Origin of the sequence: Trinickia mobilis, from assembly GCF_017315705.1 — a bacterium.
Taxonomy (GTDB): domain Bacteria; phylum Pseudomonadota; class Gammaproteobacteria; order Burkholderiales; family Burkholderiaceae; genus Trinickia_A; species Trinickia_A mobilis.
Genome location: NZ_JAFLRF010000048.1, coordinates 1 through 23,818, shown reverse-complemented (window position 1 = coordinate 23,818; position 23,818 = coordinate 1). Strand labels below are relative to the sequence as shown.

Below are 23,818 nucleotides of genomic sequence, written 5' to 3'. Positions count from 1 at the left end.
CGACAGCCGTCGGCCGCGGACTGCGCCTTACTTACCGCTGCGCGCGAAGGCGGGTCAGGTATGCCCGAGCTCGCCGCGGCCACTTCTTGAAATCGGGACGTTGACCTGACTGGCCTCCGCGCCCACGCGCAGCGTGCCCGACGGATGGCCGAGGCACACTGTCTCGCGCTTGCCCCCGCCAGCCGCCAGGCTCACCAGGGTGCCGGGAATCGCCGCAGTCGTGCCGATCGCGACGGCGGCCTTGCCCATCATCGCGTGGTGCAACTTGCCCATCGACATCGCCCGCACGAGCGATCGACGTCGCTCGCCGCAACACGCTTCCCGCTCGATGCGACGTAATCGGCGGGCTTCGCGACGAATGCGATCTTGGGCGTGTGTCGCCTGTCGGGAACATCGCGCCGCCGGTGCCGTCTTCTATGCAGTTCCACAAGAGACATTTTCGTAACCGCGCGATCGTTATCGGTGCAAGACGCATCTCATGGCCTTTGATCGGAACAATCCGCCTCGCATCTGAGCCGTCGGCATCAGTCGACTACGCGAAGCGTACTTTGATAAGGTTAATTAGGCATGCAGGCCCGGTTTGGCGAGTCTAGTTAATAACGTGTTTTTTCGCCTATTGAGCGCTTCGTGCATGCGATGCATCGCGCCGCTTGTTAAATGAGCCGCCCGAGCATTCATATGAGTCGATGGAGGATTTTCTTCCGATAGGACATTGCGTACAGTGCCAATATGCGAGCCGATCGGTTTGCGACTCGATCACGGTGCATCGCGGTGGTCGATCGCATTTCGTGAGGAAACGGAATCTGCAATGTGCTCGGAAGGCCGCGGACGTGAAATCGCGAGGGAAGCTTAGACCGCCATAGCGGCACGGCTTGTTATTTTTAATATAAAACTAGATGGAGAAAGATTATGCCAACGACGCCGATCGACATCGGCAACACCGCATTTATGCTGCTCTGCGCGAGCCTCGTCATGTTAATGACGCCTGGACTCGCGTTCTTCTATGGCGGGCTGGTGGAACGCAAGAACGTGCTTTCCATCATGATGCAGAGTTTCACTTCGCTCGCGTGGACGACGGTACTTTGGTTTGTTTTCGGGTACTCGATGAGCTTTGGCCCGACTTGGCACGGAATCGTGGGCGACCCGACCTACTACGCGTTCCTGCATGGTGTTACGTTGCAGACCATGTACACCGGCAACAACGCCGGCATCCCGCTCGTGGTTCACGTCGCCTATCAGATGATGTTTGCCATCATCACGCCTGCCCTGATCACCGGTGCATTTGCGAACCGCGTGACCTTCAAGGCCTATTTCCTCTTCCTGACAGCCTGGCTCATCTTCGTGTATTTCCCATTCGTGCACATGGTATGGAGTCCAGATGGCCTGTTCGCGAAGTGGGGCGTGCTCGACTTTGCCGGCGGCATCGTGGTGCACAATACTGCCGGGTTCGCCGCACTTGCCTCGGTGCTCTACGTGGGACGCCGCCGCATGATGACCCACAAACCGCACAATGTGCCACTGATTGCGCTGGGCACGGGTCTGCTCTGGTTCGGCTGGTACGGCTTCAACGCCGGCTCTGAACTTCGCGTCGATGGCGTGACGGCTTCTGCTTTCCTCAACACCGATGTTGCCGCTTCGTTTGCCGGCGTCACCTGGCTGTTGATCGAGTGGCTCCACACCAGGCGCCCGAAGTTCGTCGGCTTGCTGACCGGCTCGGTGGCAGGGCTCGCCACGATCACCCCCGCAGCCGGCTACGTGTCGCTCGGCTCGGCCGCGATCATCGGGATTATCGCTTCGATAGTCTGCTATGGCGCAGTCGCACTGAAAAATCGACTGCGCCTCGATGATGCACTCGACGTGTGGGGCGTGCACGGTGTGGGCGGCCTGATCGGCACAATCCTGCTCGGGGTGTTTGCGTCGAAGGCGTGGAATTCGGGCGGCGCCGACGGACTGCTGCTTGGCGGAGGGGCGTTCTTTCTCAAGCAGCTTGTGGCAGTGGTCATATCGGGCGTCTGGGCGTTCGTGTTCACCTGGGTGGTGCTGTGGCTGATCGACCGTGTGACAGCGGTCAAGGTCGATGCCGCGACCGAGGAGCGCGGGCTCGATAGCGAATTGCACGGCGAGGAAGCCTACCTCTAGGAAGAATCATCCGGGGTGCTGCCACGGTCCGGAATTCAACCCGTGCCGTGGCGCACCATACAACGTATCAAGTTCGTGCTGACGAACCCGACCCGGCACTGTCTGCGGCGTGCAACCGATCTTCGCTGCGATCAAGCCGCTGGTCAGTGAACTGACAGGCTGCGACTACTGCTTGGCCGCTCACGTGATGCTGGGCACAACAGGCCGAGCTGGTTCAAACGCGGAGACACGGCGATTTGCACGATGAGACGAACGAGTCCTCTATTGATCCGAAAAGGACTAGTCACGTTTATTTGACCGGCTCATTGTGGCGGCTCCTAACCCATCTCGCAGAAGAGCATTGCCGTGAGCCGCATCGCGATCCCCGCTATGGCATGAGCGCTGCGGGCCGCGTTGACCGTGCGCATGGAGAGGGTAGAAGCAGGTGTACACAGGGTCGTCCTAACATCTGAAGCAGACGAACGTTTTGGAGCATAGGCGGTGAATCGTATAGTGCAATCCCTGTTCAATGACACGTCAGCCGACGTCAAGGGCAGGATTATCGGTATCTACGCGCTCCTGTTGTTGCTCAACGTCGGGGCATGGGTTTGGGCTTTCATCGCATTTCGACACTTTCCGCTGCTGATGGGAACGGCGTTTCTGGCTTATAGCTTTGGGCTGCGGCACGCAGTGGATGCCGATCACATCGCGGCTATCGACAACGTTACGCGAAAGCTGATGCAGGAAGGTAAGCGCCCGGTATCGGTCGGCTTCATGTTTTCGCTTGGACATTCCACTGTAGTGATTCTGGCGTGCGTCGCGATTGCGGCCACCGCGCTGGCCCTCCAGCATAAGATGGATTCAATCAGGGAAATCGGCGGAGTCATCGGCACGTTGGTCTCCACCTTCTTTTTGTTGAGTATTGCCCTGATAAACATGGTTGTGTTGTCTTCCGTGTGGCGGGCGTTTAGGCGGGTGCGAGCGGGGCAGCCTTACGTCGAAGACGACCTCGATCTCCTGCTGGCCAATCGCGGCTTGCTGGCGCGGATCTTTCGCCCGATGTTCAGGCTCGTTACGCGTAGCTGGCATATGTATCCGTTGGGTGTGCTGTTCGGTCTCGGCTTTGACACGGCAACCGAAATCGGTCTGCTAGGTATCTCCGCCGCCCAAGCGTCGGCCGGATTACCAGTTTGGTCGATTCTGATTTTTCCGGCACTGTTCACGGCCGGGATGTCGTTGATCGACACCACCGACAGTATCCTGATGCTGGCAGCTTACGGCTGGGCGTTTATCAAGCCAATTCGCAAGCTTTACTACAACATAACGATCACGCTGGTATCCGTGATTGTGGCGTTGGCCATCGGCGGTATAGAAGCACTCGGCCTGGTGGCGGACCAATTGCATCTGAACAGCCGCTTCTGGGCAGCAATTGGTAGCCTGAATGACAATTTCGGCATGCTGGGTTATTTCATAGTCGGCGTGTGCGCCGTGAGTTGGCTGTTGTCCGTTGCGTTCTACAAATGGCGTCGATTCGACGATCTCGAACTAGGGCAATAGCGAGCGTTACAGGAAGACTGTGTGCTGGGCTGCCGCATCACGGTACGCACGGTTCCTATTTGCAAGACTGGCAACAGATACAGATGCGCATATGCACGTATGCGTGATCCGACACAAATGAGCTATTCGAATTCCAACGTTCTCCCTCTTAGTATTCAAGCCGGATGGCCGGCTCGTCTTAGTCTGCGCTTTGCCGATCAAGGCACGCGGACCGCGCTAGTCGAGCGCCGCCACTTCGGTCCGCTGATGGTGCAAAAGCCGCTTTATCCGGAGGGGGGGATCTGCCACGTCGTGATGTTGCATCCTCCCGCCGGCATCGCGGGCGGCGATCACTTGGAGATCAACGCGGACGTCGGCCGAGGCGCGCACGCGGTGCTGACCACGCCGGGCGCGACCCGATGGTACAAGTCGCTGCGCGGATGGGCCTCGCAGAAGGCTCGTCTGGTGGTGGGCGAGGGTGCGCACCTGGATTGGCTGCCGCAGGAAAATATCATATTTGAACAGGCGCTGGCAGGTCTCGATACCACGGTCACGGTGGCTGCGGGTGGAAGCGCAATCGGCTGGGACGTGACTGTCTTGGGCCGTCGGGCCTCGGGCGAGCTCTGGTCACAAGGCGAAGTGCGGATCGGCAGTAAGGTGCAGTACGGCGGACGCACCTTATGGATCGAGGCGGCCCATCTCGATGCCTGCTCGCCGTTGCGCGACGCGCACGTCGGGCTGGACCAACTCAACATTATGGGAACGCTCTGGGCGGTGGGAGAAGGCGCCACCCATGCGCTGGCCGAACAACTGGCGCAAACGCTGCCCTGCGAGTCCGCTCTCCGGGGCGGGGTGACTTATCTTGGAAGTGCGGGCGAGGGGATGTTGCTGCTGCGGGTTCTTGGCAACGAAACCGAAGCTGTGCGCCGGTTGATGGTGTCCGTGTGGACCGCCTTGCGTGAGCCCCTCCACGGCGTGGCGGCAAGGCCGCTGCGCCTGTGGGCTACGTGAGAGGAATTATGTGTGATTGGCATGATTAATCTTTTAATTAAGGATAGCGAATTATGGATCTGACACCGAGAGAGAAAGACAAGCTGCTGATTTTTACTGCTGCGTTAGTAGCGGAGCGTCGCAAGGCGCGTGGACTGAAACTCAACTATCCGGAAACCGTGGCGTTGATTTCGGCATACATCATGGAGGGCGCGCGCGATGGCAAGTCCGTGGCCGATCTGATGCACGAGGGGGCCACCGTAGTCACGCGCGCAGACGTGATGGACGGCGTGGCGGAAATGATTCCGGACGTCCAGGTAGAGGCCACTTTTCCGGATGGCACCAAGCTTGTCACGGTGCATAACCCGATTGTCTGACGGCTCGGTACCAAGTCTGGGGAAAGCGTATAGACCGTGTCACGCGCGCGACACGTAGACCAATAGTTAGGTGCGCATTTATGACAGGAGCGCATTCATGAATCCAGGTGAAATGTTCGTAGCCGACGGCGAATTAGAGCTCAATGCCGGTCGGTCCACTATGTCTGTAACCGTGTCGAATTCCGGTGATCGCCCGATCCAGGTCGGCTCGCATTACCACTTCTACGAGGTCAATACGGCGCTGACTTTCAATCGCGAAGCCACCCGAGGCTTTCGCCTGAACATCGCCTCGGGTACCGCTGTGCGGTTTGAGCCGGGACAGTCGCGTACCGTCGAGCTCGTGGCGCTGGCAGGTGATCGCGTGGTCTATGGATTCAATCAGCGTGTGATGGGTCCGCTGTGATCAATTCATTCTGAGAGGAACGTATAAATGTCTATCAAAATTTCGCGTCAAGCCTATGCCGAGATGTTCGGCCCGACAACAGGTGATCGGGTGCGCTTGGCCGATACCAATCTCGTTATCGAAGTCGAAAAGGACTTCACGATCTACGGCGAAGAGGTCAAGTTTGGCGGCGGCAAAGTCATCCGCGATGGAATGGGGCAGAGCCAGCGCATGGCGAAGGACTGCGCCGACACGGTCATCACGAACGCGTTGATCGTCGATCACTGGGGCATCGTCAAGGCCGATATTGGCATCAAGAACGGTCGCATCTCCGGTATCGGCAAGGCCGGCAACCCAGACACACAACCGGGCGTGACGATCGTGATCGGGCCGGCCACAGAGATCGCGGCGGGCGAGGGTCTGATCGTGACTGCGGGCGGCATCGACACCCACATTCACTTCATCGCTCCGCAGCAGATCGAGGAAGCGCTGATGAGCGGCGTCACCACCATGATCGGCGGCGGTACCGGGCCGGTGGCAGGCACCGCCGCCACCACCGTCACGCCCGGTCCGTGGCACCTCGAACGGATGCTGCAGTCGATCGACGACTACCCGATGAATATCGGGCTGCTGGGCAAGGGTAATGCCAGTTTGCCCGATCCGTTGCGCGAGCAGGTTAAGGCGGGCGCGATCGGCCTGAAACTGCACGAGGATTGGGGAACCACGCCGGCCGCCATCGACAACTGCCTGGCGGTGGCTGACGAGACCGACACTCAGGTGGCGATCCACACCGATACGCTCAATGAAGCGGGCTTCGTCGAAGCCACCATCGCTGCGTTCAAAGGGCGCACCATCCACACGTACCATACCGAAGGCGCCGGCGGCGGTCATGCGCCCGACATTATCAAGGTGTGCGGCGAGGCCAATGTACTGCCATCGTCGACCAACCCGACAAGGCCTTTCACTGTCAACACGCTCGATGAGCATCTCGACATGCTGATGGTCTGCCACCACCTCAGCCCGTCGATTACGGAGGATGTGGCCTTTGCCGAGAGCCGGATTCGTCGCGAGACGATCGCCGCTGAAGATATCCTGCACGATCTGGGGGCGTTCTCGATGATCTCCAGCGATTCGCAGGCCATGGGCCGGGTCGGTGAGGTCATCATGCGGACCTGGCAAACCGCACACAAGATGTCTGTCCAGCGCGGCAAGCTGCCCGGCGACCCGCACGATGCACGCGGCGGCCACGACAACTTCCGCGTCAAGCGCTACGTAGCGAAGTACACGATCAACCCTGCGCTCACGCATGGCGTTGCGCATGAGGTGGGTTCGATCGAGGTCGGCAAATGGGCGGACCTGGTGCTGTGGGACCCCGCATTCTTCGGCGTCAAGCCTAACCTGATCTTCAAAGGTGGCCAGGTGGCCGCCGCCGCCATGGGCGACCCGAACGCTTCCATCCCCACGCCGCAACCGGTGCATTTCCGGATGATGTTCGGCGGCCAGGGTGCGGCAACGAACCGTGCTTCGCTGACCTTCGTCTCGCAGAGTTCGCTCGACGCCAACATCGGGGAACGCTACGAATTGCGCAAGCCGCTGGTAGCTGTGCGCGGCACCCGCACTGTCAGCAAGCGCGACATGATCCACAACGACTGGCAGCCGAAGATCTCCGTCGATCCGGAGACCTATCAGGTGGTAGCCGACGGTCAGATCCTGACGTGCGATCCGGTGGATCTTTTGCCGATGGCGCAACGCTACTTCCTCTTCTGAAGGTTGAGTCGATGTTGAAAATCGAGAGATATCTGGCCGCTCCGCACGGCATCGCTGCCGTGCTGGTCGAGCGCGCACCGCGCCTCGTGTTGCCGTTTGCCGAGCGCAGCAAGAGCCGGTTGCGCGCGGCTCTCGAAGACGGCCGTGAGGTGGGAGTGTTCCTGCCGCGCGGTACCGTGTTGCGCGACGGTGATCTGCTCGTGGCCGAGGACGGCTCCCTCATCGCGGTGTGCGCGGCAGCCGAGTCCGTGCTGGAAGTCTCGGCGGGCGATAGTCGTGCGCTGATTCGTGCCGCTTATCACTTGGGGAATCGTCACCAGTCGATCGAGATCGGTGACGACTATCTTCGGCTTCAATACGACCCGGTGTTGGAGGACATGCTCGCGAGGCTGGGCGTGACCGTCACGCGCGCCGAGCGGGTGTTCGAGCCGGAGGTGGGTGCCTACGGGGGCGGTCACAAGCATGGCCACGATGAAACGTTCGCCGAAGACTATGCCCTGGCTCAGGGCGTGTTCGAGGAACATCACGGGCACGACCGCGACCACGAGCACTTGCACGGTCACGCGCACGGCCATGACCACGCACATGACGCCAATTGCGGCCACGAGCACTGATTTCCTGTCCGGATATTCAACATCATGCCTCACCCGAATCAGTTGATTTCTTTGTTGCACCTTGCGTCCCCGGCCCTGCCGATTGGCGGTTTCAGTTATTCGCAGGGTTTGGAGGCGGCCATCGACTCCGGTTTCGTGACCGATGCCGAGACGGCTGAAGTCTGGATCCGAGACAACCTGCTGCATGTGCAGGCGCACGCGGAAGCGCCGCTCTGGATCTTGCTGCATCGCTGCTGGCAGTCGTCCGACCACGCCGGCGTGGCGGCATGGAACGAATGGTTCCATGTCAGTCGCGAGACAGCTGAGTTGCGCCTGGAAACCGAGCAGATGGGCTGGTCGCTGGCTCGATTGATAGCGCAGATGGGTTGGGGCGACGAGGGTTTGCGTGCCGCCTTGCTCGCACAAAGCCCGGTCTGCCTGCCGACGGCCTTCACGGCCGCCTGCGTGGCGCTGGGCGTGGATGCGCGCGAGGGTCTGACCGCGTACTGCTTCAGCTGGCTCGAAAACCAGGTGGCCGCCGCGCTCAAGACGGTGCCGCTGGGTCAAGTGGCGGGGCAACGGATACTGTACCGCTTGTACCCCGCATTGCAGGAAGCAGTGGCCGAAGCTGCGCGGCGCGCTGACTCGGACCCGCCGATGCTTTCCACCTTTTCGCCAATGCTGGGGGTGCTGTCGGCGCGCCACGAAACCCAGTACTCCAGATTATTTCGATCCTGATTTTCGCAAATATTATGAACTCGCTCCGTACCAAGAGAAACGCGCCGCTGCGTGTCGGCGTCGGCGGCCCGGTCGGCTCCGGCAAGACTACTTTGCTGGAAGTGCTGTGCAAAACGATGCGCGAGCACTACGACCTGATCGCCATCACCAACGACATCTACACGAAAGAAGACCAACGCCTGCTGACTATCTCCGGGGCACTCCCTGCTGAACGCATCATGGGGGTGGAGACCGGTGGTTGCCCGCATACGGCAATTCGCGAGGATGCTTCCATCAACCTGGAGGCGGTCGACCGGATGCTGGAGAAATTTCCGGACGCCGACATTGTTTTCATCGAATCGGGCGGCGATAACCTGGCCGCCACCTTTAGCCCGGAACTGTCGGACCTGACTATCTACGTAATCGATGTTGCCGGCGGCGAGAAAATTCCGCGCAAAGGTGGCCCTGGTATTACCAAGTCCGATTTGCTGGTGATCAACAAGATCGATCTGGCACCCTACGTTGGCGCGAACCTTGAAGTGATGGAAAGCGATGCACGCAAGATGCGTGGCGCACGTCCGTTTGTGATGGGGAGCGTAAAAGCCGGGAAGGGGCTGGACGAAGTGATCGCTTTTATCGAGCGCCAGGGCATGCTGGTCGTCTAAACGGCTCGTTGCTGAGCGCCATCCATACTAATCAAAGGGGATAATCATGAATAGTGAGTTCGATGTGAAATCGCACCCTCCGGTGCCCTTTCAAGCCTGGGCAAGGCTGGCGGATAGCGTGCCGCCTGTGGGCTTTATAGATGTTTGCCTGCGAGGTTGCGGGCAAGTCTTGCTCCAGAACAATCCGTTAACCGGGCTGTTTTTTCTTGCCGCCATCATCTGGGCGGCACACGTCGAGTCGAACCCGGGTGTGGCAATCGGCGCGGTGGCCGCGACAGCCATTGCGACGGGCACTGCCTATCTTTTCAAGATGGACAAGGAGTCGCTTCGGAGCGGTCTTTACGGATATAGCGCTACCTTGATGGGCATCGGGCTGCCGACCTTCCTGTCCTCATCCCCGTACCTGTGGCTCTGCCTTGTGTTTGGCGCGATTCTCTGCCCCATATTCACACTTGTCCTGGCCAAGATCCTGAAAACCTGGCAGGGTGCTGCGTTGACCGCACCCTTTGTGTTTGTTACCTGGTTCATCATGCTCGGAGCAAACAACTTCTCCCACCTTCATAGCAGCGTGCTGCCGGCGCCGATGCTGCCGCATCCCCTGAACGCTTCCTCGTTGGGGGGAGCACTAAGTGTCACTGATTTCATATCTGCCGGGTTGTACGGCGCCTCCGAAGTGTTTCTGCTGCCTAGTATGATCAGCGGCGCGCTGATCCTGATTGGCCTCGCCGTTTCGTCGGGTTGGGTGTTGGGCTTTGGCATTATCGGCACGCTGCTGCCCCTGGCCGTCGGACAATTTCTCGGGGCGGACCCGAGCCTCCTTCATGCCGGACTGTATAGTTTTAGCGGCGTGCTGACCGCGGTTGCAATCGGCCACACCTTTAACCAGCCAAGCTGGCGCGTGCTGATTTATACGGTGATCTGCGTCGTGTTCACCGTGTTCGTCCAAGGCGCGCTGGCTGCAATATTGTCGCCATATGGCCTGCCGGTCCTGACTATGCCTTTCGTGATGGCTTCGTGGCTATTTCTCGTCGCAGATGATCAATTGATGCCAAAACATCATCGCTTGTAATATTGCTAGTACGATTTATTTACGAGCTATTCGAAGGCCGGCATTTCGATCGCGAAGTCATCGTCTTGCGCGTTCGTTAGTATCGAGCTGATGCATCGCATTCGGAAGGGCAAGTTCACCCTGAAGAAGCTGCGTCTCAAAGATCCCGCCGAGAGGTGGTGCCGGTTGAGCTAACTACGGAACATGAAGGAAACAAAAAATAGACAATCGTTTAAATCACATCTATTGAGGAAAATATGCGCGTTTCGGATGTTTTTCGCTCGACGAACAAAATCATTCAGGTTGACGGTCGCGCGGCCCTGCGCGTCGCGATTCGGCTGATGCGTGAACATAACGTGGGGGCGCTGCTCGTTCGTTCCGACGGCACATGCAGTACTCGATTGCTTAGCGAGCGGGACGTCATCGACGCGTTGGCGGCGCGGGGTTCCGCGGTACTGGAGGAGTATGTCGACAATGTTGTCCCGGCAGGTTGCATCAGTTGTCGCCCGGATGACCCGATTCACCACGTCATGCGCGAGATGACGCAGCATCGCGTGCGCCATCTCCCCGTGCAAGATGGTAGCGACGTGGTGGGAATTCTGAGCATTGGAGACATCATCAAGGCTCAACTTGACACCATGTCTCTGGAAAACCGGATTCTGCGTGAAGAGGTTATCTTGAAGCAGGCAGGTAAATGCTGAGAATCCAGCACGCGGCGATAAACGAAGGCCGATGCTGAGCGCTTTTGAGCTTGTTGCGGGTGAGGGTATGCAACTCGTTGAGGTTGTCGGAGCAGAAGTTTGCAATCGCGTGACGCTTGAGTCATGCCTACAGATACTCGACGGGCCGGAGTTCCGGACAGCCCGGCAGGAGCGTGTCCATCGCTCCGTGCCCAAGCCGTGCTCGGTCTGGCTTTGTAGCAATGCCTGCCGTAGTTGCGCCAATTGTTTCTCATGGAGCCGCGCCGGACCACCTCGACCTGGCGTTGCACGCAGCGCATCGATTCCGCCTTCATCGAGCAACCCCTTCCATCTGTACACCGTCTGTCGGGCTACCCCGACGGCCAGAGCCACCTCTGCCGGACCTTTGCCCGCCAAGAGCATGCGGCCCGCTCGCAAGCGCTTCTTCGTTGCCGCGTCCACCGGCTTCTTTGCCATGGCATCTGTCTCCAATCAATCCATTCGAGATGTAGCGCGCCAGTATCGAATCGTTTGTCATGTTTTATGGAAGCCTAAATAGATGTGCTATGAGCGCACTAGTAGATGTTGAAATCCCTCCTGCACGCGTCATGCGAGCGGGAGGGGTAAACGGTGAAACAAAGAATCGAACGACACGGAGATAGAAACGATGCGCGGAGCGGACGGCTACAGCGAGTCGATGTTCACTGTTGACTTAAAACGAGGAGACGCAAATGAAATAGATCAACTGTGTCTCCGCCTCTTCGACAGCTGGTGCGAACGAAGAAGCGTCATACCGCTTGCCTACCTCATGCACGCATGGCCGATACCGGCCGCCAGCCCGCTTGCCACGATTCGCTTGCAACGGACGTTGCGGGGCCTCCAGCAGTTTCATGACGACTGTTTGACGCACGACGATCATCACGTCATCGAGCAGGTGTTGGCGATCTCCGCCCACGCAGGGAACGATAACCCGGACACCATCTTGTCATGATGCTTGATCCGATCGAGCTTGCTCTGCCGCGCCCTGCGTGAGTTGGGGCGATGCTATCCAGGGCTATTTGATAAGCCGGCCGATGCGGTCAAGCGAGGTGACGGGATGGTTGCGCGGACCGGTGGCTACGCAAGTCACGTAGAACCCATCCTGAACGGGATAGAGTGTCGAGCGCCGGGGCGGGCAAACCACGCCCAGTAGAGCCGACATGCTTAATGTGGTGAGCGTAAAGCACATTTTTACGCCGTGCATTTCGGCGAATATCCTCGAGGCTTGGCGCTCGATGTTTAAACGCGGGATTCATCGCAAAAGGCCTGCACAGGATTGCCAGCCGATGCGGGGAGATCAATGCCGCGCCTTCTGGGCAAGTGCCGGGATGAGGGGATCACGGAAATAACGCAGGAACCGACTACAGCCAGACGGGCTGTGAATATCTACATACGGGGAGAATGTAATGTTTTTTTTGAGCAATCTGTCGCTGCGCAGGCAACTGTGGATTCTGCTCGGTCTGCTCGCTGCCGCGACGCTGGTGATCGCGTTCTGTCAATGGCAACTTAATGCGGCCAATGCAAGTGTTGCGGACGCATTTCAGAGTCGCTACACCTCGAGCCTTCTTGCCGGCGAACTGCGACGCAGTTCCGATGATCTGACGCGCCTCGCCCGGACTTACGTTGCTACCGGCGATTCGAAATGGGAGCGGCAGTACGACGAGGTGCTCGCGATCCGGTCGGGCAAGCAGGCCCGTCCGCTTAACTACGACCGGATCTATTGGGACTTCCGTGCCGCGGATGAACCGGTGACGACCGGCACGGGCGAAACGGTATCCTTGATCGATCTGATGAAGCGCGCCGGCTTCACCGACGCGGAATTCGCGAAGCTTCACGAAGCGGAGCAGAACTCCAACGATCTGGCTAGGACCGAAACCGTGGCTATGAATCTCGTCAAGGGGCTTTATCCGGACGACTCGGGCAATTTCACGAAGCAGGGCGCGCCCGACATGGACAAGGCACGGATGATGATGAATGACGCGGAATATCACCGTAACAAGGCCAAGATCATGCACCCGATCGACGAATTGCTCGGGATGCTCGATGCCCGCACGGAATCGGTGATCGCTGCTGCAAGGGCGACTGTGCAGTTCTGGAAGATTGCGTCCGTTACCGTGGCCATCGTGATGCTCGTCGTATTCGCGACTGCGATGACCCTAGTGTTTAAGCGCGTCATATCGGGACTGGATGCTGCAATGAGCACGGCGGACAGGGTTGCGTCGGGCGATCTCACCTCGGACTTCAGTGCCTCCAAGCTGATGGCATCGGGCAAGGACGAGATCGCGCGCGTGCTGGCCGCCGTGAAATCGATGAACGACGGGCTCGCGCGCATCGTTACACAGCTGCGCAGCGGCGCTGATGCAATTGCCACGGGGTCGGCGCAGATCTCGGCAGGAAACACCGATCTGTCACAGCGCACGGAGGAGCAAGCCGCGTCGCTCGGGGAAACCGCCTCGAGCATGGAAGAACTGACGAGCACGGTGCGTCAGAACGCGGACAACGCAAAAAAGGCAACCGCGCTGGCCCACACGGCGTCGGAAATTGCGGAACGCGGCGGGAAAGTGGTTGGACGCGTGGTCGACACGATGCACGATATCTCCAAAAGCTCCGCCAAGGTGGCCGAGATCATCAGCGTGATCGAGGGGATCGCGTTTCAGACCAACATCCTTGCCCTTAATGCCGCGGTCGAGGCAGCCCGCGCCGGTGAACAGGGACGCGGGTTTGCCGTCGTGGCCGGCGAGGTCCGCACGCTCGCCCAGCGCAGCGCCACGGCGGCCAAGGAGATCAAGGAGCTGATTGGCGAGTCGGTCGCGCGGGTTGACAGCGGCTCGACCCTCGTCGAGGAGGCGGGCCATACGATCGGCGAAGTCGTCCAGTCGGTGAAGCGCGTGACGGACATCATGAGTGAAATCACAGCGGCATCGGAAGCGCAGAGCGCCGGCATTGAGCAGGTCAATACGGCGGTCACCCAGATGGATGAGGTGACCCAGCAGAATGCCGCGCTGGTCGAAGAAGCCTCGGCGGCGGCACAGTCGCTGGATCGACAGGCGCAGGCACTGCGCGAAGCCGTCGCGGTCTTCAAGGTCGGCGACACTGGATCAGCAGGCGCATCTTCTATCGTGACAGCGGGCGGAGCGCCGGCCTTGGCCGCTGCGGCGAAGCTGGCGAAGCCGCTGTCAGCCCGTCGCGCACCGCGTCCCCTGAAAGAGCCCGCAGCCGCTGGATCATCCGGCGTCGCAACAGAGTCTGACTGGCAAACATTCTGAACGGGGTGGAAAGTTGCAACACAGTGAACGACTGCTGAAATTGATAAGTGAGGTCGTGATCTCAAACACCGAGATCGTGGCTCGTTTTGGGGCGCGGGATATTGTCATGAGCAAGTTTCTCGACGCGGCACTGCAACACCTCACAGCATCTCAGTGCACCGAAATCATGAAATCGTTCCGGTGCGGAATTGAAGATGCCATGTTGTTAATGGACGACGTGGCTTTGCCCGCCGCCTATCACTCGACGCTGCTGGATCAGACGAATCTCCTGTTAGCCAAGTTGAGCGTTAAGCGTACAGGTTAGTCGACAAAACTGCCGCCGGACTTCGCGGTTGCGACCCTGCGATGAGACAAAAGAGCATTTCGTTGAGCCTAAAGGCTCTCCCGGGGCTCGGCGGATCGGCATAAAGTGGTGGCTTCTACCTCACCTGACAAAGGAGTGTCACAGTGAGCCGTATTACCGTTTCTGCAGTTGAGTCCGGCACTGGCGTCACGGCCGAAGTCCATGCCCAGCTCAAGAATGCCGCCGGCGGCAGCATCCCCAATTGGTTCGCCACCCTGGGCAACGACACCGACGTGGACCTCCCGCCGGTCGAGTAAGGGGCGACAGGGGGCGATTTCTTTCGGGGCGGAGCCCACTCCGCACGACGAGGCCTCGTGAAACAAGCGGTCACACATATCGGACCTACGTCGTAGCGTGGCTTCGTTGTTCCCTAAAAGCCGAAGGATTCCACCGCATGAACATCGGACCTATTTCTCTCCCGATTGGCCTGGTTTTTTTCTTATTGAGCATAGCGGCTGCCATTTTTGCGGGCTACCTCTCCGGCAAGAAGAACAAAGAGATCGAGCCGGCTATTTTTACCAGCACGATAATCGGGTTGATCGTCGCACGCATATCGTTTGTTCTGCACTATCTGCCCAGCTTCGACGGTAGTTTATTGAAGATGGTCGATTTTCGGGACGCCGGCTTCGATATGTTCCCCGGGGTAGCGGCAGGCATCGTGGTCATCGTGTTCATCCTCATTCGGCGCAGGAATATTCGACGGCCGTTGCTGATCTCCACTGTCGTAGGACTGGCAACGTGGGGGGTTACGAGCACGGCGACCACTTATTTTAGCCGTTCCGCTGCCGTGCCCACTTTGTCTCTTTTCAACGAAGCGGGAACCGCGCAGGCTCTTCCTCCGCGTGACGGAAAACCGCTCGTCATCAATCTATGGGCAACGTGGTGCGCTCCTTGCCAGGCCGAGATGCCGGTACTTGCGAGCGCCCAGGCAAGATATCCGGGATTGGATCTGGTCTTTGTCAACCAGGCGGAGCGACACGATACCGTGGATGCCTTCATGAAGGCATTGAATTTGCACATCGCCAATTCGCTGTTCGACCCGGAACTGAGCGTTGCCAAGGCGACGGATACGAACGCATACCCGACTACGCTTTTTTACGACACATCGGGGCGATTGGTAGAGCGTCATCTCGGGCGGTTTTCGCAAGCGACGTTTGAGGAGGCCATCAGCCGTTTGTATCCCGCCTCCGTTTTACGTTCCAGTCAATGACTTTCTTGGGATGAGATCAACTCACCCCCCTAACCGAAGAACGATGAAGACAGATCTGTCCCCCCCGCTAGAGGCGATGCGCGCAATCGCGCTTTGCGTTACGCCGCGCGTCCTACTGTCGTCGATGGTCATCGCAGTTGCGCTTGCAATCGCACCGCTTGACGCCAGCGCAGAGCCGGCCGCGACTAAGAATATTGACGTTGCGGCAATGCACGCTGACTTGGCCTACGCACAGAAGGTGTCCGGCACAGCGGTGCGCGCATCGAAGAACGGCCGCAGTGAGCATTCGGAAGCGATTCACCGTGTCGCCTTTGAAGCGCGTACATCGCTGAGCAGCCGTCCGTTCACAGTGCGTGACGGGCAGCAAGCGCCTTCGCTGCGCTCGACCATCGCCTACATGGTCGATCAGAACACCGGGGAGCCGCTAGTCGACAAGAACTCCCAGGCCGTTGTACCGATCGCGTCGCTCACGAAGCTCATGACGGCGATGGTCGTGCTCGATTCGAAGGCGCCGCTGTCCGAGCCGCTCGAGGTCACCGACGAAGATCGCGACTTCGAGAAGCACTCTGGCTCGCGTCTGTCCGTCGGCTCCGTGGCGTCGCGTGAAGACATGTTGCACATCGCGTTAATGGCGTCGGAGAACCGCGCCGCGGCAGCGCTGTCCCGCTACTATCCGGGCGGCCGGCCGGCCTTTATCGCTGCGATGAACCAGAAAGCCAAAGCGCTCGGCATGACGGACACGCATTTCGAAAATGCGACCGGCCTGTCGAAGCTCAACGTATCGAGCGCACGTGATCTGGTGAAGATGGTCGAGGCTGCCTATCAATACGGGTTGATCCGCGAATTTTCGACTGATCCTGGTTATCAGGTGAATACCGGAAAAGGCGTTCTCAGTTACCACAGCACCAATATTCTGATCCACGATCCCCATTGGGACATCGGCTTGCAGAAGACCGGGTTCATCAACGAATCGGGAATCTGTCTGGTGATGCAGACGACGATCCGGGGACGTCCTGTCGTCATGGTGTTGCTGGATTCCGTTGGCCGGCATTCCGATTTCGCGGATGCGGGCCGCCTACGGGCCATGCTGACGGACGGCGAATCACGCATCGGTGAGCTCGGCACTGCGCATAGCAGAAGTTGACGAAGAGTCGGCGCGATGGCGAAAGGTCGTGGCCCATTCTTGCGGCTACGAGACCGGCCGACGGATATCTGTCCATCGCTACCGCTTATCCGGCCGTTGATCCATTTAGCGAGCTTACATCGAGGTCGAATCTATGCTTGACAAGGTAATCGGCACGAAATTGGACGCCTGGGCAAAGCGTATTCGAACGGAGATGAATGTGCCTGCGCGGCTGACGCTATGGTCCGGCGGTAGTTACGACCTCGGTACGTTCCATGAGCCGCGCGTGCAACTTCGCATCAACGATGTTGGCGCCGTCGGCGCGTTTCTCAATCCCAGTCTGGACGTGCTGGGCGAGGCGTACGTGAAACAGAGCATAGACATCGACGGAAAGATCACCGACATCATTGATGTTGCTTACAAGCTGGCGTCGCTTCCAAGCGAGGACGCCGGCATTGCAGCGAAGGTTCTCACGCGCTTTTCGCATACGCGCAAGGAGGACAAGGAGTCGATCCAGTACCACTATGACGTATCGAATGAGTTTTATCGGCTGTGGCTCGATGAGCAGCTGGTGTACTCATGCGGCTACTTCGAGAATGGAGACGAGAGTCTCGATGAGGCGCAAGTGAAAAAGATCGACCACATACTTTCGAAGATCCGGCTTCAACCTGGTCAGACTCTTTTGGATATCGGCTGTGGTTGGGGGGCGCTCGTCATTCGCGCGGCGCAACGGTTCCAAGCGCGTTGCGTGGGTATCACGCTGTCCGAAAAGCAGTATGAATTTGCGCGCCAGCGCGTCAAGGACGCCAATCTGTCGGATTTCGTAGAGATCAGACTCCAAGACTACCGGGACGTGACCGGCAGCTTTGATCGAATTACGAGCGTTGGCATGTTCGAGCACGTCGGACTGAGCAACCTTGAGGGATACTTTTCGACCATGCGTGCACTGCTGGCGGACGACGGGGTGGCGATGAACCATGGCATCACATCGACTGACCCCGACGACGGCGACTCGCCGCTGGGTGGCGGATCGTTCATCGACCAATACGTGTTTCCGGCCGGCGAACTGCCGCATCTTTCATTTGCTTTGGTGGAGATGCAGGCCGGCGGTCTCGAAGCACTCGATGTCGAGAATCTGAGACGGCATTACGTGAAGACACTGGAGAACTGGACCGAGCGGTTTGAAGCCAATACCGAGTTCATCCGGAAATTGGTGGGGGAAACGAGATACAGGATCTGGCGTGTCTATCTGGCCGGCTGCGCACAGGCGTTTGCCAGGGACAACGTATCCATCTACCAGATCGTATGCCATAAGTCGCGACGCCCGGCCGACACGATCCCGTGGTCGCGGAGCTACATTTATCGATGACGTTGAAGTGCGGTTTTATGCCGCCGTCAACCTATAGCAGAGATATAACGAATTAGTGCGCATCCGCTATTGCAGTAACTACAAACAGCCCCATGAGCATCATTTCTTATCTACACGTTTCGACTGCCGAGCAGACGGTCGAAAACCAACGACAGGCTATCACCGCCGCAGGCTGGAGGGTCGACAAGGAATTTGCCGATGAGCCGACAAGCGGCACCACCACCGCCGGCAGTCGTGACGGCTGGGCCGAGTGCTCCAAGCATCTCCATGAGGGGGATACGCTAGTCGTGTACGCGCTTGACCGGCTCGGCCGCAGCACGGTCGACGTGCTGACTCAAATTAACGCGCTGAGCGCGCGAGGCGTGCGCCTGGTCATTCTCATGCAGGGATTCGATACCGAAACGTCGGTCGGCAAGCTGGCGCTGACCATGTTCGCCGCGTTTGCCGAATTCGAGCATGGCATCAGGAAGGAAAGACAGCGGGAACGTATCGCCCGCGCCCGTTCGGAGGGAGGAAAGTATCTAGGCCGCAAGCCAAAGCTCACGATAGAGCAGCGGGCCGAACTGAAACGACGCTTTAACGCCGGCGAAAACCGTAGCCAACTCGCACGCGAGTTCGGCATCGACCGCGTAACGGTGCATAGGTATTGCACTGCGGCGACGAGTAGTTGAGGATCCCGAAGCAGTCCTTCGACGCGAAGCGCGGCTGATGCCGACCAGTTTGCAGCTGGCAACGACTTCAACATCTGCCAGCAGCAAAGCGGCATCGTGCACGGCATTGGCGATAAGGGTTCCAACTTCGCTGCCGGTAACGCCCATCTTGTGAATCGGTTCGCGACGTTCGGCAACAAAGGGGGGCTCGATACGGGACGATAGCCGCTTTTCGCAGCGGTCATCCTCTGGTGCGTCCGGTGACACAAGGCGCGCTGCGTTCGGGCAGCCGGTTCGCGTGAGACGATCGAGCATGAAACTGAGTCGTCTCGGCATTCTCCCATGCCCGAGTCGTTCCTACACTGTTGCCATGTCGTGACGGATGCCCGGCTGACGAGGCCCGAGCGCACATCCGTCACATCCCGGCAAATCGACTAGGAATACGGAAATGCGCATGATTCATACAGACGTCGCCGTCATCGGCGCAGGCAGCGCGGGGCTTGCCGCCTACCGCGCGGCGAAGGCGGAAGGGGCTTCCGCGGTGATCATCGAAGGCGGCCCGTACGGCACGACCTGCGCGCGTGTCGGCTGCATGCCGTCGAAGCTCCTGATCGCGGCTGCCGAGGCGGCACACGCGGCAAGCCATGCGGCGCCGTTCGGCGTCAACGTGGGCAACGTGCAGATCGACGGCAAGGCGGTGATGGCGCGGGTGCGGCGCGAGCGGGACCGGTTCGTCGGCTTCGTGGTCGAGGACGTCGAAGCGTTGCCGGAAGAGGACCGGCTCGTCGGCCATGCGAAGTTCATCGACGACCAGTTGCTGCTAGTCGGCGACGACACGCGCGTGAAAGCCAAGCGCGTGGTGATCGCGACCGGTTCGACGCCCGTGATGCCGGACGTCCTGCAAGGACTCGGCGATCGCGTCGTCGTGAACGACGATGTGTTCGACTGGCAGACGTTGCCGCGCAGCATCGCCGTCATGGGCCCCGGCGTGATCGGCCTCGAGCTCGGGCAGGCGCTTGCGCGTCTCGGCGTGCGGGTGAGCGTCTACGGCGCGCGCGGCGGCGTGGGGCAGTTGACCGATCCGAAGCTCGTGGAGACGGCCCGGACGATTTTCAGCGAAGCGTTTCATTTCGAGCCGCGCGGCACGATGCTGTCCGCGACGCGAGTCGAAGAGGGCGTGCGGCTGCGCTTCCAGCGCGCCGACGGGACCGTGACGGGGGACACCTACGAATACGTGCTGGCGGCCACCGGACGCCGGCCGGACGTCGCGCGCCTGGGGCTCTCGAATACGTCGCTCGAACTGGACGAGCACGGCGTGCCGGATTTCGATCCCGACACGCTGCAGGTCGGCAGGCATCCGGTGTTCATCGCCGGAGACGCGAACGGAATCCTGCCGCTGCTGCACGAAGCGGCCGACGAAGGACGCTCGGCCGGGCGCAACGCCGGGCGTTACCCGGACGTGACGCCGATCGAGCGCAGGGCGCCGCTCGCGGTCGTGTTCTCCGACCCGCAGATCGCGCTGATCGGCGCGCGCCATCGGGACCTGCCTGCCGGCACCTTCGTGACCGGCAAGGTGAGCTTCGAGAACCAGGGCCGCAGCCGCGTGATGCTGAAGAACCAGGGGCTCGCGCATGTGTATGTCGACCGCGCGACGCGGCGCTTTGTCGGTGCGGAGATGCTCGGGCCGGCAGCCGAGCACATCGGCCATCTGTTGGCGTGGAGCCTGCAGATGGGACTGACCGTCGACGCGATGCTGGCGATGCCGTTCTATCACCCCGTCGTGGAAGAAGGTTTGCGCACGGCGCTGCGGGATGCCGCGGCGCAGCTCGCGGCCAACCGCTGAGACACTGCGTCGGGATACGCCGGCCCACCCAACCCATACCCGTCAGCATCACGGCGCGGTGAAGCGCGCCTTTTACCTGCATATATCGGAGGTTTCTCATGTCTACCGTGACCATCTACACCAAACGCGGCTGCTCCTATTGCGAGTTGGCGAAGGCGCTGCTGAACAAGAAGGGCGTGGTCTTCGACGAAGTGGCTCTCGACGGCAAGGCCGACGCCGCGAAGGCGCTCTTTGCACGCGTCGGCCGACGCACGGTGCCGCAGATCTTCATCGGCGAGACCCATGTCGGAGGCTGCGACGACCTGTACGCCCTGGAACGGCAGAACCGGCTCGATGCGCTGCTTGCGCCATGAAACAGAATCCGCTCACGTCCGTTCATTTCGCCCCCTGGGCGACGCATCGGCGATGCGCGCATTGACGATGGAATTGCGCGGTCACGCGAGCCAGCCGGCGAAACCGACCGATTCGAAGCGTTTCGCCGTGCCGGCCGGCGAAAAGACGAGCGGCTTGGTCAGCCCGTGTGCGACAGGCCTTCTGGCGAAGCGATCTGGGCGCGGGCGGTGATTCGTTTTTTACATTGTTGATTGACGCGGCGATCCTCGGCGGTCCGTCGATATGGCGGACGTGGAGAGCGCTTACGAGGGCGCGGCGCCTAATTAGCCTTCGTTCATCGCGCTCGCACAGCTCATTTCACTTTAGCCAAGGAAGGATCGACCATGCTGTTTTTGATTTATCGCAAAGACAAACCAGGACATCTGCACGTCCGGCTCGCAAACTATGCACGTCATCTCGAGTATCTCGCCCCTCTGGCGGAGAAGATTCTGGTGGGCGGCCCTACGCTGGGAGCAGGAACAGGAGCCGCTGACGAAGACATGACGGGAAGCTTTTTGATTTTTGAAGCTTCCGGTTGGAGCGAGGTCGAAGAATTCGTCAAGGATGATCCGTTCACGCAAGCGGGTCTTTTTGCGTCCGTGATTGTCGAACGCTGGAAACATGGCAAACATAACGACCTCGTTCAATGACGCGTCGTTGTTCTCGCCAGCAAGGCTTGGGACAACATCCGTCATATGTGGACTGGCAGAAATGGACACCCGCTCAGGCACTTGAAATATTCCGATCGATTGGCCTGGTCCGCGATTTCTGGGACCTCGATACCTCGCAAAACACTACTGAATGCTGAAGCCGGCGTGATCGGGAGACCGCCGGCCAGCTTCACTCAAGAGTTCGAGACGCGCTTCACGAGGCGAGGTGCATCAGAATCGGCTGAAATCGGGCTTGCGTTTTTCGGCAAACGCGGCAATCGCTTCCTGGGCTGCACCGTCCGTCACCATTTTGCCGAACACCGCCGCCTCTTCGTTTATTCGATCTTGCGTTGCGGCGCGGTCACCGGCCTTCAGAAGGCGCTTGGTTTCGACAATCGCGCCGAGCGGCTTGGCAGCTAATTTCACGGCCTCTTGCTGCGCAAACGCGAATGTTTCCTCGACCGGCAGAACTTGATTGACGAGTCCCATCTGCAGGGCTGTATTCGCGTCGAAGGCATCGCCTGTCAACAGCGCGCGTGCCGCACGTTGATAGCCGGCCAATTTCGGCAACAGAAGGCTTGACGCGGCTTCAGGACAAAGTCCCAGGTTGACGAACGGCAAGCTGAACCTCGCGTTCTCGCCCGCGAATACGAGATCGCAGTGAAGTAGCATGGTCGTGCCGATGCCCACTGCCGCACCGCACACCGCCGCAACAACGGGCTTGGGAAACGCGCTCAGTGCACGCAGAAACTGCCAGACCGGGGCCTCCTGCGTGTTAGGAGGATTCTTGACGAAGTCGCCGAGGTCGTTGCCTGCGGAAAAGATTTGCTCGCTTCCGCTTACTACAACAGTGCGAACCTGGGCATCGCCCGCCGCGTCGCGCAGCACTTGCGCGAGCATTTCATACATCGAGGCCGTAATCGAATTCTTCTTCTCTGGCCGATTGATTGTAATCGTCAGTATGCCCGATGCTGTCTTTGTAAGAATGTCGCTCATTTGTTCCTCTCCGGTTGTCAAAAGCTTGACGGAAATATCGCCGCAACGCGATTTGCATGTGCTCCTGCTCCGGGTATCGAGACTGGCGCGGCGATCCTGCTCTCTCTACGCCGAAGCAAACTAATATGTTAATGTAAGCATAACATTAAAATACGGCGCTCGATGTCGCGCGTCAAGGGGACGGGGGATTGAAGAGGGGATGAAAAGGGGAGGAGAAGGGGAGGAGAAGAGGCCTTGCGTGCCGCAGCGCCGGCTGCGGGTGCACTGTAGCTGAATCCGATTTTCAGGCTGGCGTGACAGCGCACTTGCCGCGGTGCTTCGCTGCAGCGGCGCGCGTCGTTTCTTCGTCCCACGGCACGAACACCTGACTCAGCCTGATCTTGCGGAATTCTCGGCGCGCCTGCTCTTCGATGCTGCCGCGCATGTTCTGTAGGACATCGTGAACGCCGCAATGATCAGCCCACTGGGAAAACGGGTTGTCGATGGAAAACTGAAACATTTCGGAGTCTCCAACGGCATCGTAGATGTCCAGCAGCGTGATCGCATTCGCGCTCTTCGCGAGTCGCACGCCCCCACCGCCGCCACGCGACGATTCGAGCAGTTCCGCCTTGACGAGTAGCGACACGATCTGACGCGCCCGCGCCGCATGCGTGTTGACCCATTTCGCGATGGTCGCCGTGGACAGCAGGCGCGGATGATGGGCGCCGATGAACGACATGATGTAGCACGCCGTGACAAATTTGGTCGATTTCACTGAAGGTTCCGTTCTCTATGGCATACGCGTGCGTGGGAGCTTACCGCACAGCGCATTGTAGCGGTCTTCCGACTCTTGACTTGCTATCCCGCAAACGCTACTCTGAATGTGAATGTTATGATATCTATATCATAACGTCAGGGTGCATTTGCTCGAGTGCTACTCCGACCTCTCGAACGTTTGCATCAAGCGCAATGGAGTCGCGTAGTGAAAGGGAAGGATATCGAACTCGCCGCGGATCTGCTCTGGCAGGCGGCGGCCAGTGGCGAAGCCATCGCGCCATTGCGGACGCAGTTCCCGGATTGGGCGGCCGAGCAGGCGTACGCGGTT

The 23,818-nt window shown here is 59.5% G+C and carries 24 protein-coding genes and 2 pseudogenes; 22 read left to right on the top strand and 4 right to left on the bottom strand.

Annotated features, from left to right (window positions below):
- Window positions 1-99: 99 nt before the first annotated feature.
- Window positions 100-383, bottom strand: a pseudogene (locus tag J3489_RS32700) (PrpF domain-containing protein); the annotation flags it as partial.
- A gap of 565 nt (window positions 384-948) precedes the next feature.
- Between J3489_RS32700 and J3489_RS32695 the strand changes: the two are divergent.
- The 11 genes from J3489_RS32695 to J3489_RS32645 all read left to right on the top strand — a co-directional run bounded on the left by J3489_RS32695 (window position 949) and on the right by J3489_RS32645 (window position 10,894).
- Window positions 949-2,139 (top strand): ammonium transporter, encoded by a 1,191-nt coding sequence (locus J3489_RS32695; protein ID WP_207004966.1) that lies wholly within the window; start codon window positions 949-951, stop codon window positions 2,137-2,139.
- A gap of 501 nt (window positions 2,140-2,640) precedes the next feature.
- Window positions 2,641-3,675, top strand: a complete 1,035-nt coding sequence (locus J3489_RS32690) for a HoxN/HupN/NixA family nickel/cobalt transporter (RefSeq protein WP_242540491.1) — start codon at window positions 2,641-2,643, stop codon at window positions 3,673-3,675.
- A 117-nt stretch (window positions 3,676-3,792) separates the two neighbouring features.
- Window positions 3,793-4,665, top strand: coding sequence for an urease accessory protein UreD (locus tag J3489_RS32685; RefSeq protein ID WP_207004964.1), 873 nt, complete (start codon window positions 3,793-3,795; stop codon window positions 4,663-4,665).
- Window positions 4,666-4,718: 53 nt separating this feature from the next.
- Window positions 4,719-5,021 (top strand): urease subunit gamma, encoded by a 303-nt coding sequence (gene ureA, locus J3489_RS32680; RefSeq protein WP_207004963.1) that lies wholly within the window; start codon window positions 4,719-4,721, stop codon window positions 5,019-5,021.
- Between the two features lie 97 nt (window positions 5,022-5,118).
- The gene (locus J3489_RS32675; RefSeq protein ID WP_207004962.1) at window positions 5,119-5,424 is read left to right on the top strand and encodes an urease subunit beta; all 306 of its coding nucleotides are present in this window, start codon (window positions 5,119-5,121) and stop codon (window positions 5,422-5,424) included.
- A 27-nt stretch (window positions 5,425-5,451) separates the two neighbouring features.
- Window positions 5,452-7,170: an urease subunit alpha gene (ureC, locus tag J3489_RS32670; protein WP_207004961.1), complete on the top strand. Its 1,719-nt coding sequence runs from the start codon at window positions 5,452-5,454 to the stop codon at window positions 7,168-7,170.
- 11 nt (window positions 7,171-7,181) lie between these two features.
- The gene (gene ureE, locus J3489_RS32665; protein WP_207004960.1) at window positions 7,182-7,784 is read left to right on the top strand and encodes an urease accessory protein UreE; all 603 of its coding nucleotides are present in this window, start codon (window positions 7,182-7,184) and stop codon (window positions 7,782-7,784) included.
- Between the two features lie 24 nt (window positions 7,785-7,808).
- On the top strand, window positions 7,809-8,501 hold the full coding sequence (locus J3489_RS32660; RefSeq protein WP_207004959.1) for an urease accessory protein UreF: 693 nt from the start codon (window positions 7,809-7,811) through the stop codon (window positions 8,499-8,501).
- A 14-nt stretch (window positions 8,502-8,515) separates the two neighbouring features.
- Window positions 8,516-9,145: an urease accessory protein UreG gene (gene ureG / locus J3489_RS32655; protein ID WP_207004958.1), complete on the top strand. Its 630-nt coding sequence runs from the start codon at window positions 8,516-8,518 to the stop codon at window positions 9,143-9,145.
- A gap of 46 nt (window positions 9,146-9,191) precedes the next feature.
- Window positions 9,192-10,214, top strand: a complete 1,023-nt coding sequence (gene yut / locus J3489_RS32650; protein WP_207004957.1) for an urea transporter — start codon at window positions 9,192-9,194, stop codon at window positions 10,212-10,214.
- Between the two features lie 236 nt (window positions 10,215-10,450).
- Window positions 10,451-10,894, top strand: coding sequence for a CBS domain-containing protein (locus tag J3489_RS32645; RefSeq protein WP_207004956.1), 444 nt, complete (start codon window positions 10,451-10,453; stop codon window positions 10,892-10,894).
- Between the two features lie 174 nt (window positions 10,895-11,068).
- On the opposite strand, the pseudogene J3489_RS39010 reads toward J3489_RS32645, so the two are convergent.
- Window positions 11,069-11,350, bottom strand: a pseudogene (locus J3489_RS39010) (helix-turn-helix domain-containing protein); the annotation flags it as partial.
- A 190-nt stretch (window positions 11,351-11,540) separates the two neighbouring features.
- Between J3489_RS39010 and J3489_RS32635 the strand changes: the two are divergent.
- From J3489_RS32635 to J3489_RS32585, 11 genes are all read left to right on the top strand, one after another.
- A complete protein-coding gene (locus tag J3489_RS32635) occupies window positions 11,541-11,864 on the top strand; it encodes a hypothetical protein (protein WP_207004955.1) in 324 nt (107 codons plus the stop codon).
- Window positions 11,865-12,318: 454 nt separating this feature from the next.
- Window positions 12,319-14,178: a methyl-accepting chemotaxis protein gene (locus tag J3489_RS32630; RefSeq protein WP_207004954.1), complete on the top strand. Its 1,860-nt coding sequence runs from the start codon at window positions 12,319-12,321 to the stop codon at window positions 14,176-14,178.
- A gap of 106 nt (window positions 14,179-14,284) precedes the next feature.
- The gene (locus tag J3489_RS32625; protein ID WP_242540486.1) at window positions 14,285-14,482 is read left to right on the top strand and encodes a hypothetical protein; all 198 of its coding nucleotides are present in this window, start codon (window positions 14,285-14,287) and stop codon (window positions 14,480-14,482) included.
- Between the two features lie 143 nt (window positions 14,483-14,625).
- The gene (locus J3489_RS32620; RefSeq protein WP_207004952.1) at window positions 14,626-14,778 is read left to right on the top strand and encodes a hypothetical protein; all 153 of its coding nucleotides are present in this window, start codon (window positions 14,626-14,628) and stop codon (window positions 14,776-14,778) included.
- A 137-nt stretch (window positions 14,779-14,915) separates the two neighbouring features.
- On the top strand, window positions 14,916-15,731 hold the full coding sequence (locus tag J3489_RS32615; protein ID WP_207004951.1) for a TlpA family protein disulfide reductase: 816 nt from the start codon (window positions 14,916-14,918) through the stop codon (window positions 15,729-15,731).
- A gap of 43 nt (window positions 15,732-15,774) precedes the next feature.
- A complete protein-coding gene (locus tag J3489_RS32610; protein ID WP_207004950.1) occupies window positions 15,775-16,875 on the top strand; it encodes a serine hydrolase in 1,101 nt (366 codons plus the stop codon).
- A 133-nt stretch (window positions 16,876-17,008) separates the two neighbouring features.
- Window positions 17,009-18,223, top strand: coding sequence for a class I SAM-dependent methyltransferase (locus J3489_RS32605; protein ID WP_207004949.1), 1,215 nt, complete (start codon window positions 17,009-17,011; stop codon window positions 18,221-18,223).
- Window positions 18,224-18,315: 92 nt separating this feature from the next.
- Window positions 18,316-18,894 carry a recombinase family protein gene (locus J3489_RS32600; protein ID WP_207004948.1) on the top strand — a complete coding sequence of 193 codons (579 nt, stop codon included), beginning with the start codon at window positions 18,316-18,318 and terminating at the stop codon, window positions 18,892-18,894.
- Window positions 18,895-19,321: 427 nt separating this feature from the next.
- Complete coding sequence (locus tag J3489_RS32595) at window positions 19,322-20,716, top strand: dihydrolipoyl dehydrogenase (RefSeq protein ID WP_207004947.1); 1,395 nt, start codon at window positions 19,322-19,324, stop codon at window positions 20,714-20,716.
- A gap of 98 nt (window positions 20,717-20,814) precedes the next feature.
- Window positions 20,815-21,069 carry a glutaredoxin 3 gene (gene grxC, locus J3489_RS32590; RefSeq protein WP_207004946.1) on the top strand — a complete coding sequence of 85 codons (255 nt, stop codon included), beginning with the start codon at window positions 20,815-20,817 and terminating at the stop codon, window positions 21,067-21,069.
- 363 nt (window positions 21,070-21,432) lie between these two features.
- A complete protein-coding gene (locus J3489_RS32585; RefSeq protein WP_207004945.1) occupies window positions 21,433-21,738 on the top strand; it encodes a YciI family protein in 306 nt (101 codons plus the stop codon).
- A gap of 231 nt (window positions 21,739-21,969) precedes the next feature.
- Here J3489_RS32585 and J3489_RS32580 read toward each other — a convergent pair whose 3' ends face one another.
- Together J3489_RS32580 and J3489_RS32575 are read right to left on the bottom strand one after the other, a co-directional pair.
- The gene (locus J3489_RS32580; protein WP_207004980.1) at window positions 21,970-22,734 is read right to left on the bottom strand and encodes an enoyl-CoA hydratase; all 765 of its coding nucleotides are present in this window, start codon (window positions 22,732-22,734) and stop codon (window positions 21,970-21,972) included.
- 283 nt (window positions 22,735-23,017) lie between these two features.
- The gene (locus J3489_RS32575; RefSeq protein ID WP_207004944.1) at window positions 23,018-23,488 is read right to left on the bottom strand and encodes an RrF2 family transcriptional regulator; all 471 of its coding nucleotides are present in this window, start codon (window positions 23,486-23,488) and stop codon (window positions 23,018-23,020) included.
- Window positions 23,489-23,818: the final 330 nt, after the last annotated feature.

What these genes read in the sequence shown, in the direction of transcription:
- J3489_RS32695 (WP_207004966.1), top strand. Translation starts at nt 949, where the DNA reads ATGCTGCTCTGCGCGAGCCTCGTCATGTTAATGACGCCTGGACTCGCG.
- J3489_RS32685 (WP_207004964.1), top strand. Translation starts at nt 3,793, where the DNA reads ATGAGCTATTCGAATTCCAACGTTCTCCCTCTTAGTATTCAAGCCGGA.
- ureA (WP_207004963.1), top strand. Translation starts at nt 4,719, where the DNA reads ATGGATCTGACACCGAGAGAGAAAGACAAGCTGCTGATTTTTACTGCT.
- J3489_RS32675 (WP_207004962.1), top strand. Translation starts at nt 5,119, where the DNA reads ATGAATCCAGGTGAAATGTTCGTAGCCGACGGCGAATTAGAGCTCAAT.
- ureC (WP_207004961.1), top strand. Translation starts at nt 5,452, where the DNA reads ATGTCTATCAAAATTTCGCGTCAAGCCTATGCCGAGATGTTCGGCCCG.
- ureE (WP_207004960.1), top strand. Translation starts at nt 7,182, where the DNA reads ATGTTGAAAATCGAGAGATATCTGGCCGCTCCGCACGGCATCGCTGCC.
- J3489_RS32660 (WP_207004959.1), top strand. Translation starts at nt 7,809, where the DNA reads ATGCCTCACCCGAATCAGTTGATTTCTTTGTTGCACCTTGCGTCCCCG.
- ureG (WP_207004958.1), top strand. Translation starts at nt 8,516, where the DNA reads ATGAACTCGCTCCGTACCAAGAGAAACGCGCCGCTGCGTGTCGGCGTC.
- yut (WP_207004957.1), top strand. Translation starts at nt 9,192, where the DNA reads ATGAATAGTGAGTTCGATGTGAAATCGCACCCTCCGGTGCCCTTTCAA.
- J3489_RS32645 (WP_207004956.1), top strand. Translation starts at nt 10,451, where the DNA reads ATGCGCGTTTCGGATGTTTTTCGCTCGACGAACAAAATCATTCAGGTT.
- J3489_RS32635 (WP_207004955.1), top strand. Translation starts at nt 11,541, where the DNA reads ATGCGCGGAGCGGACGGCTACAGCGAGTCGATGTTCACTGTTGACTTA.
- J3489_RS32630 (WP_207004954.1), top strand. Translation starts at nt 12,319, where the DNA reads ATGTTTTTTTTGAGCAATCTGTCGCTGCGCAGGCAACTGTGGATTCTG.
- J3489_RS32625 (WP_242540486.1), top strand. Translation starts at nt 14,285, where the DNA reads ATGAGCAAGTTTCTCGACGCGGCACTGCAACACCTCACAGCATCTCAG.
- J3489_RS32615 (WP_207004951.1), top strand. Translation starts at nt 14,916, where the DNA reads ATGAACATCGGACCTATTTCTCTCCCGATTGGCCTGGTTTTTTTCTTA.
- J3489_RS32610 (WP_207004950.1), top strand. Translation starts at nt 15,775, where the DNA reads ATGAAGACAGATCTGTCCCCCCCGCTAGAGGCGATGCGCGCAATCGCG.
- J3489_RS32605 (WP_207004949.1), top strand. Translation starts at nt 17,009, where the DNA reads ATGCTTGACAAGGTAATCGGCACGAAATTGGACGCCTGGGCAAAGCGT.
- J3489_RS32600 (WP_207004948.1), top strand. Translation starts at nt 18,316, where the DNA reads ATGAGCATCATTTCTTATCTACACGTTTCGACTGCCGAGCAGACGGTC.
- J3489_RS32595 (WP_207004947.1), top strand. Translation starts at nt 19,322, where the DNA reads ATGCGCATGATTCATACAGACGTCGCCGTCATCGGCGCAGGCAGCGCG.
- grxC (WP_207004946.1), top strand. Translation starts at nt 20,815, where the DNA reads ATGTCTACCGTGACCATCTACACCAAACGCGGCTGCTCCTATTGCGAG.
- J3489_RS32585 (WP_207004945.1), top strand. Translation starts at nt 21,433, where the DNA reads ATGCTGTTTTTGATTTATCGCAAAGACAAACCAGGACATCTGCACGTC.
- J3489_RS32580 (WP_207004980.1), bottom strand. Translation starts at nt 22,734, where the DNA reads ATGAGCGACATTCTTACAAAGACAGCATCGGGCATACTGACGATTACA.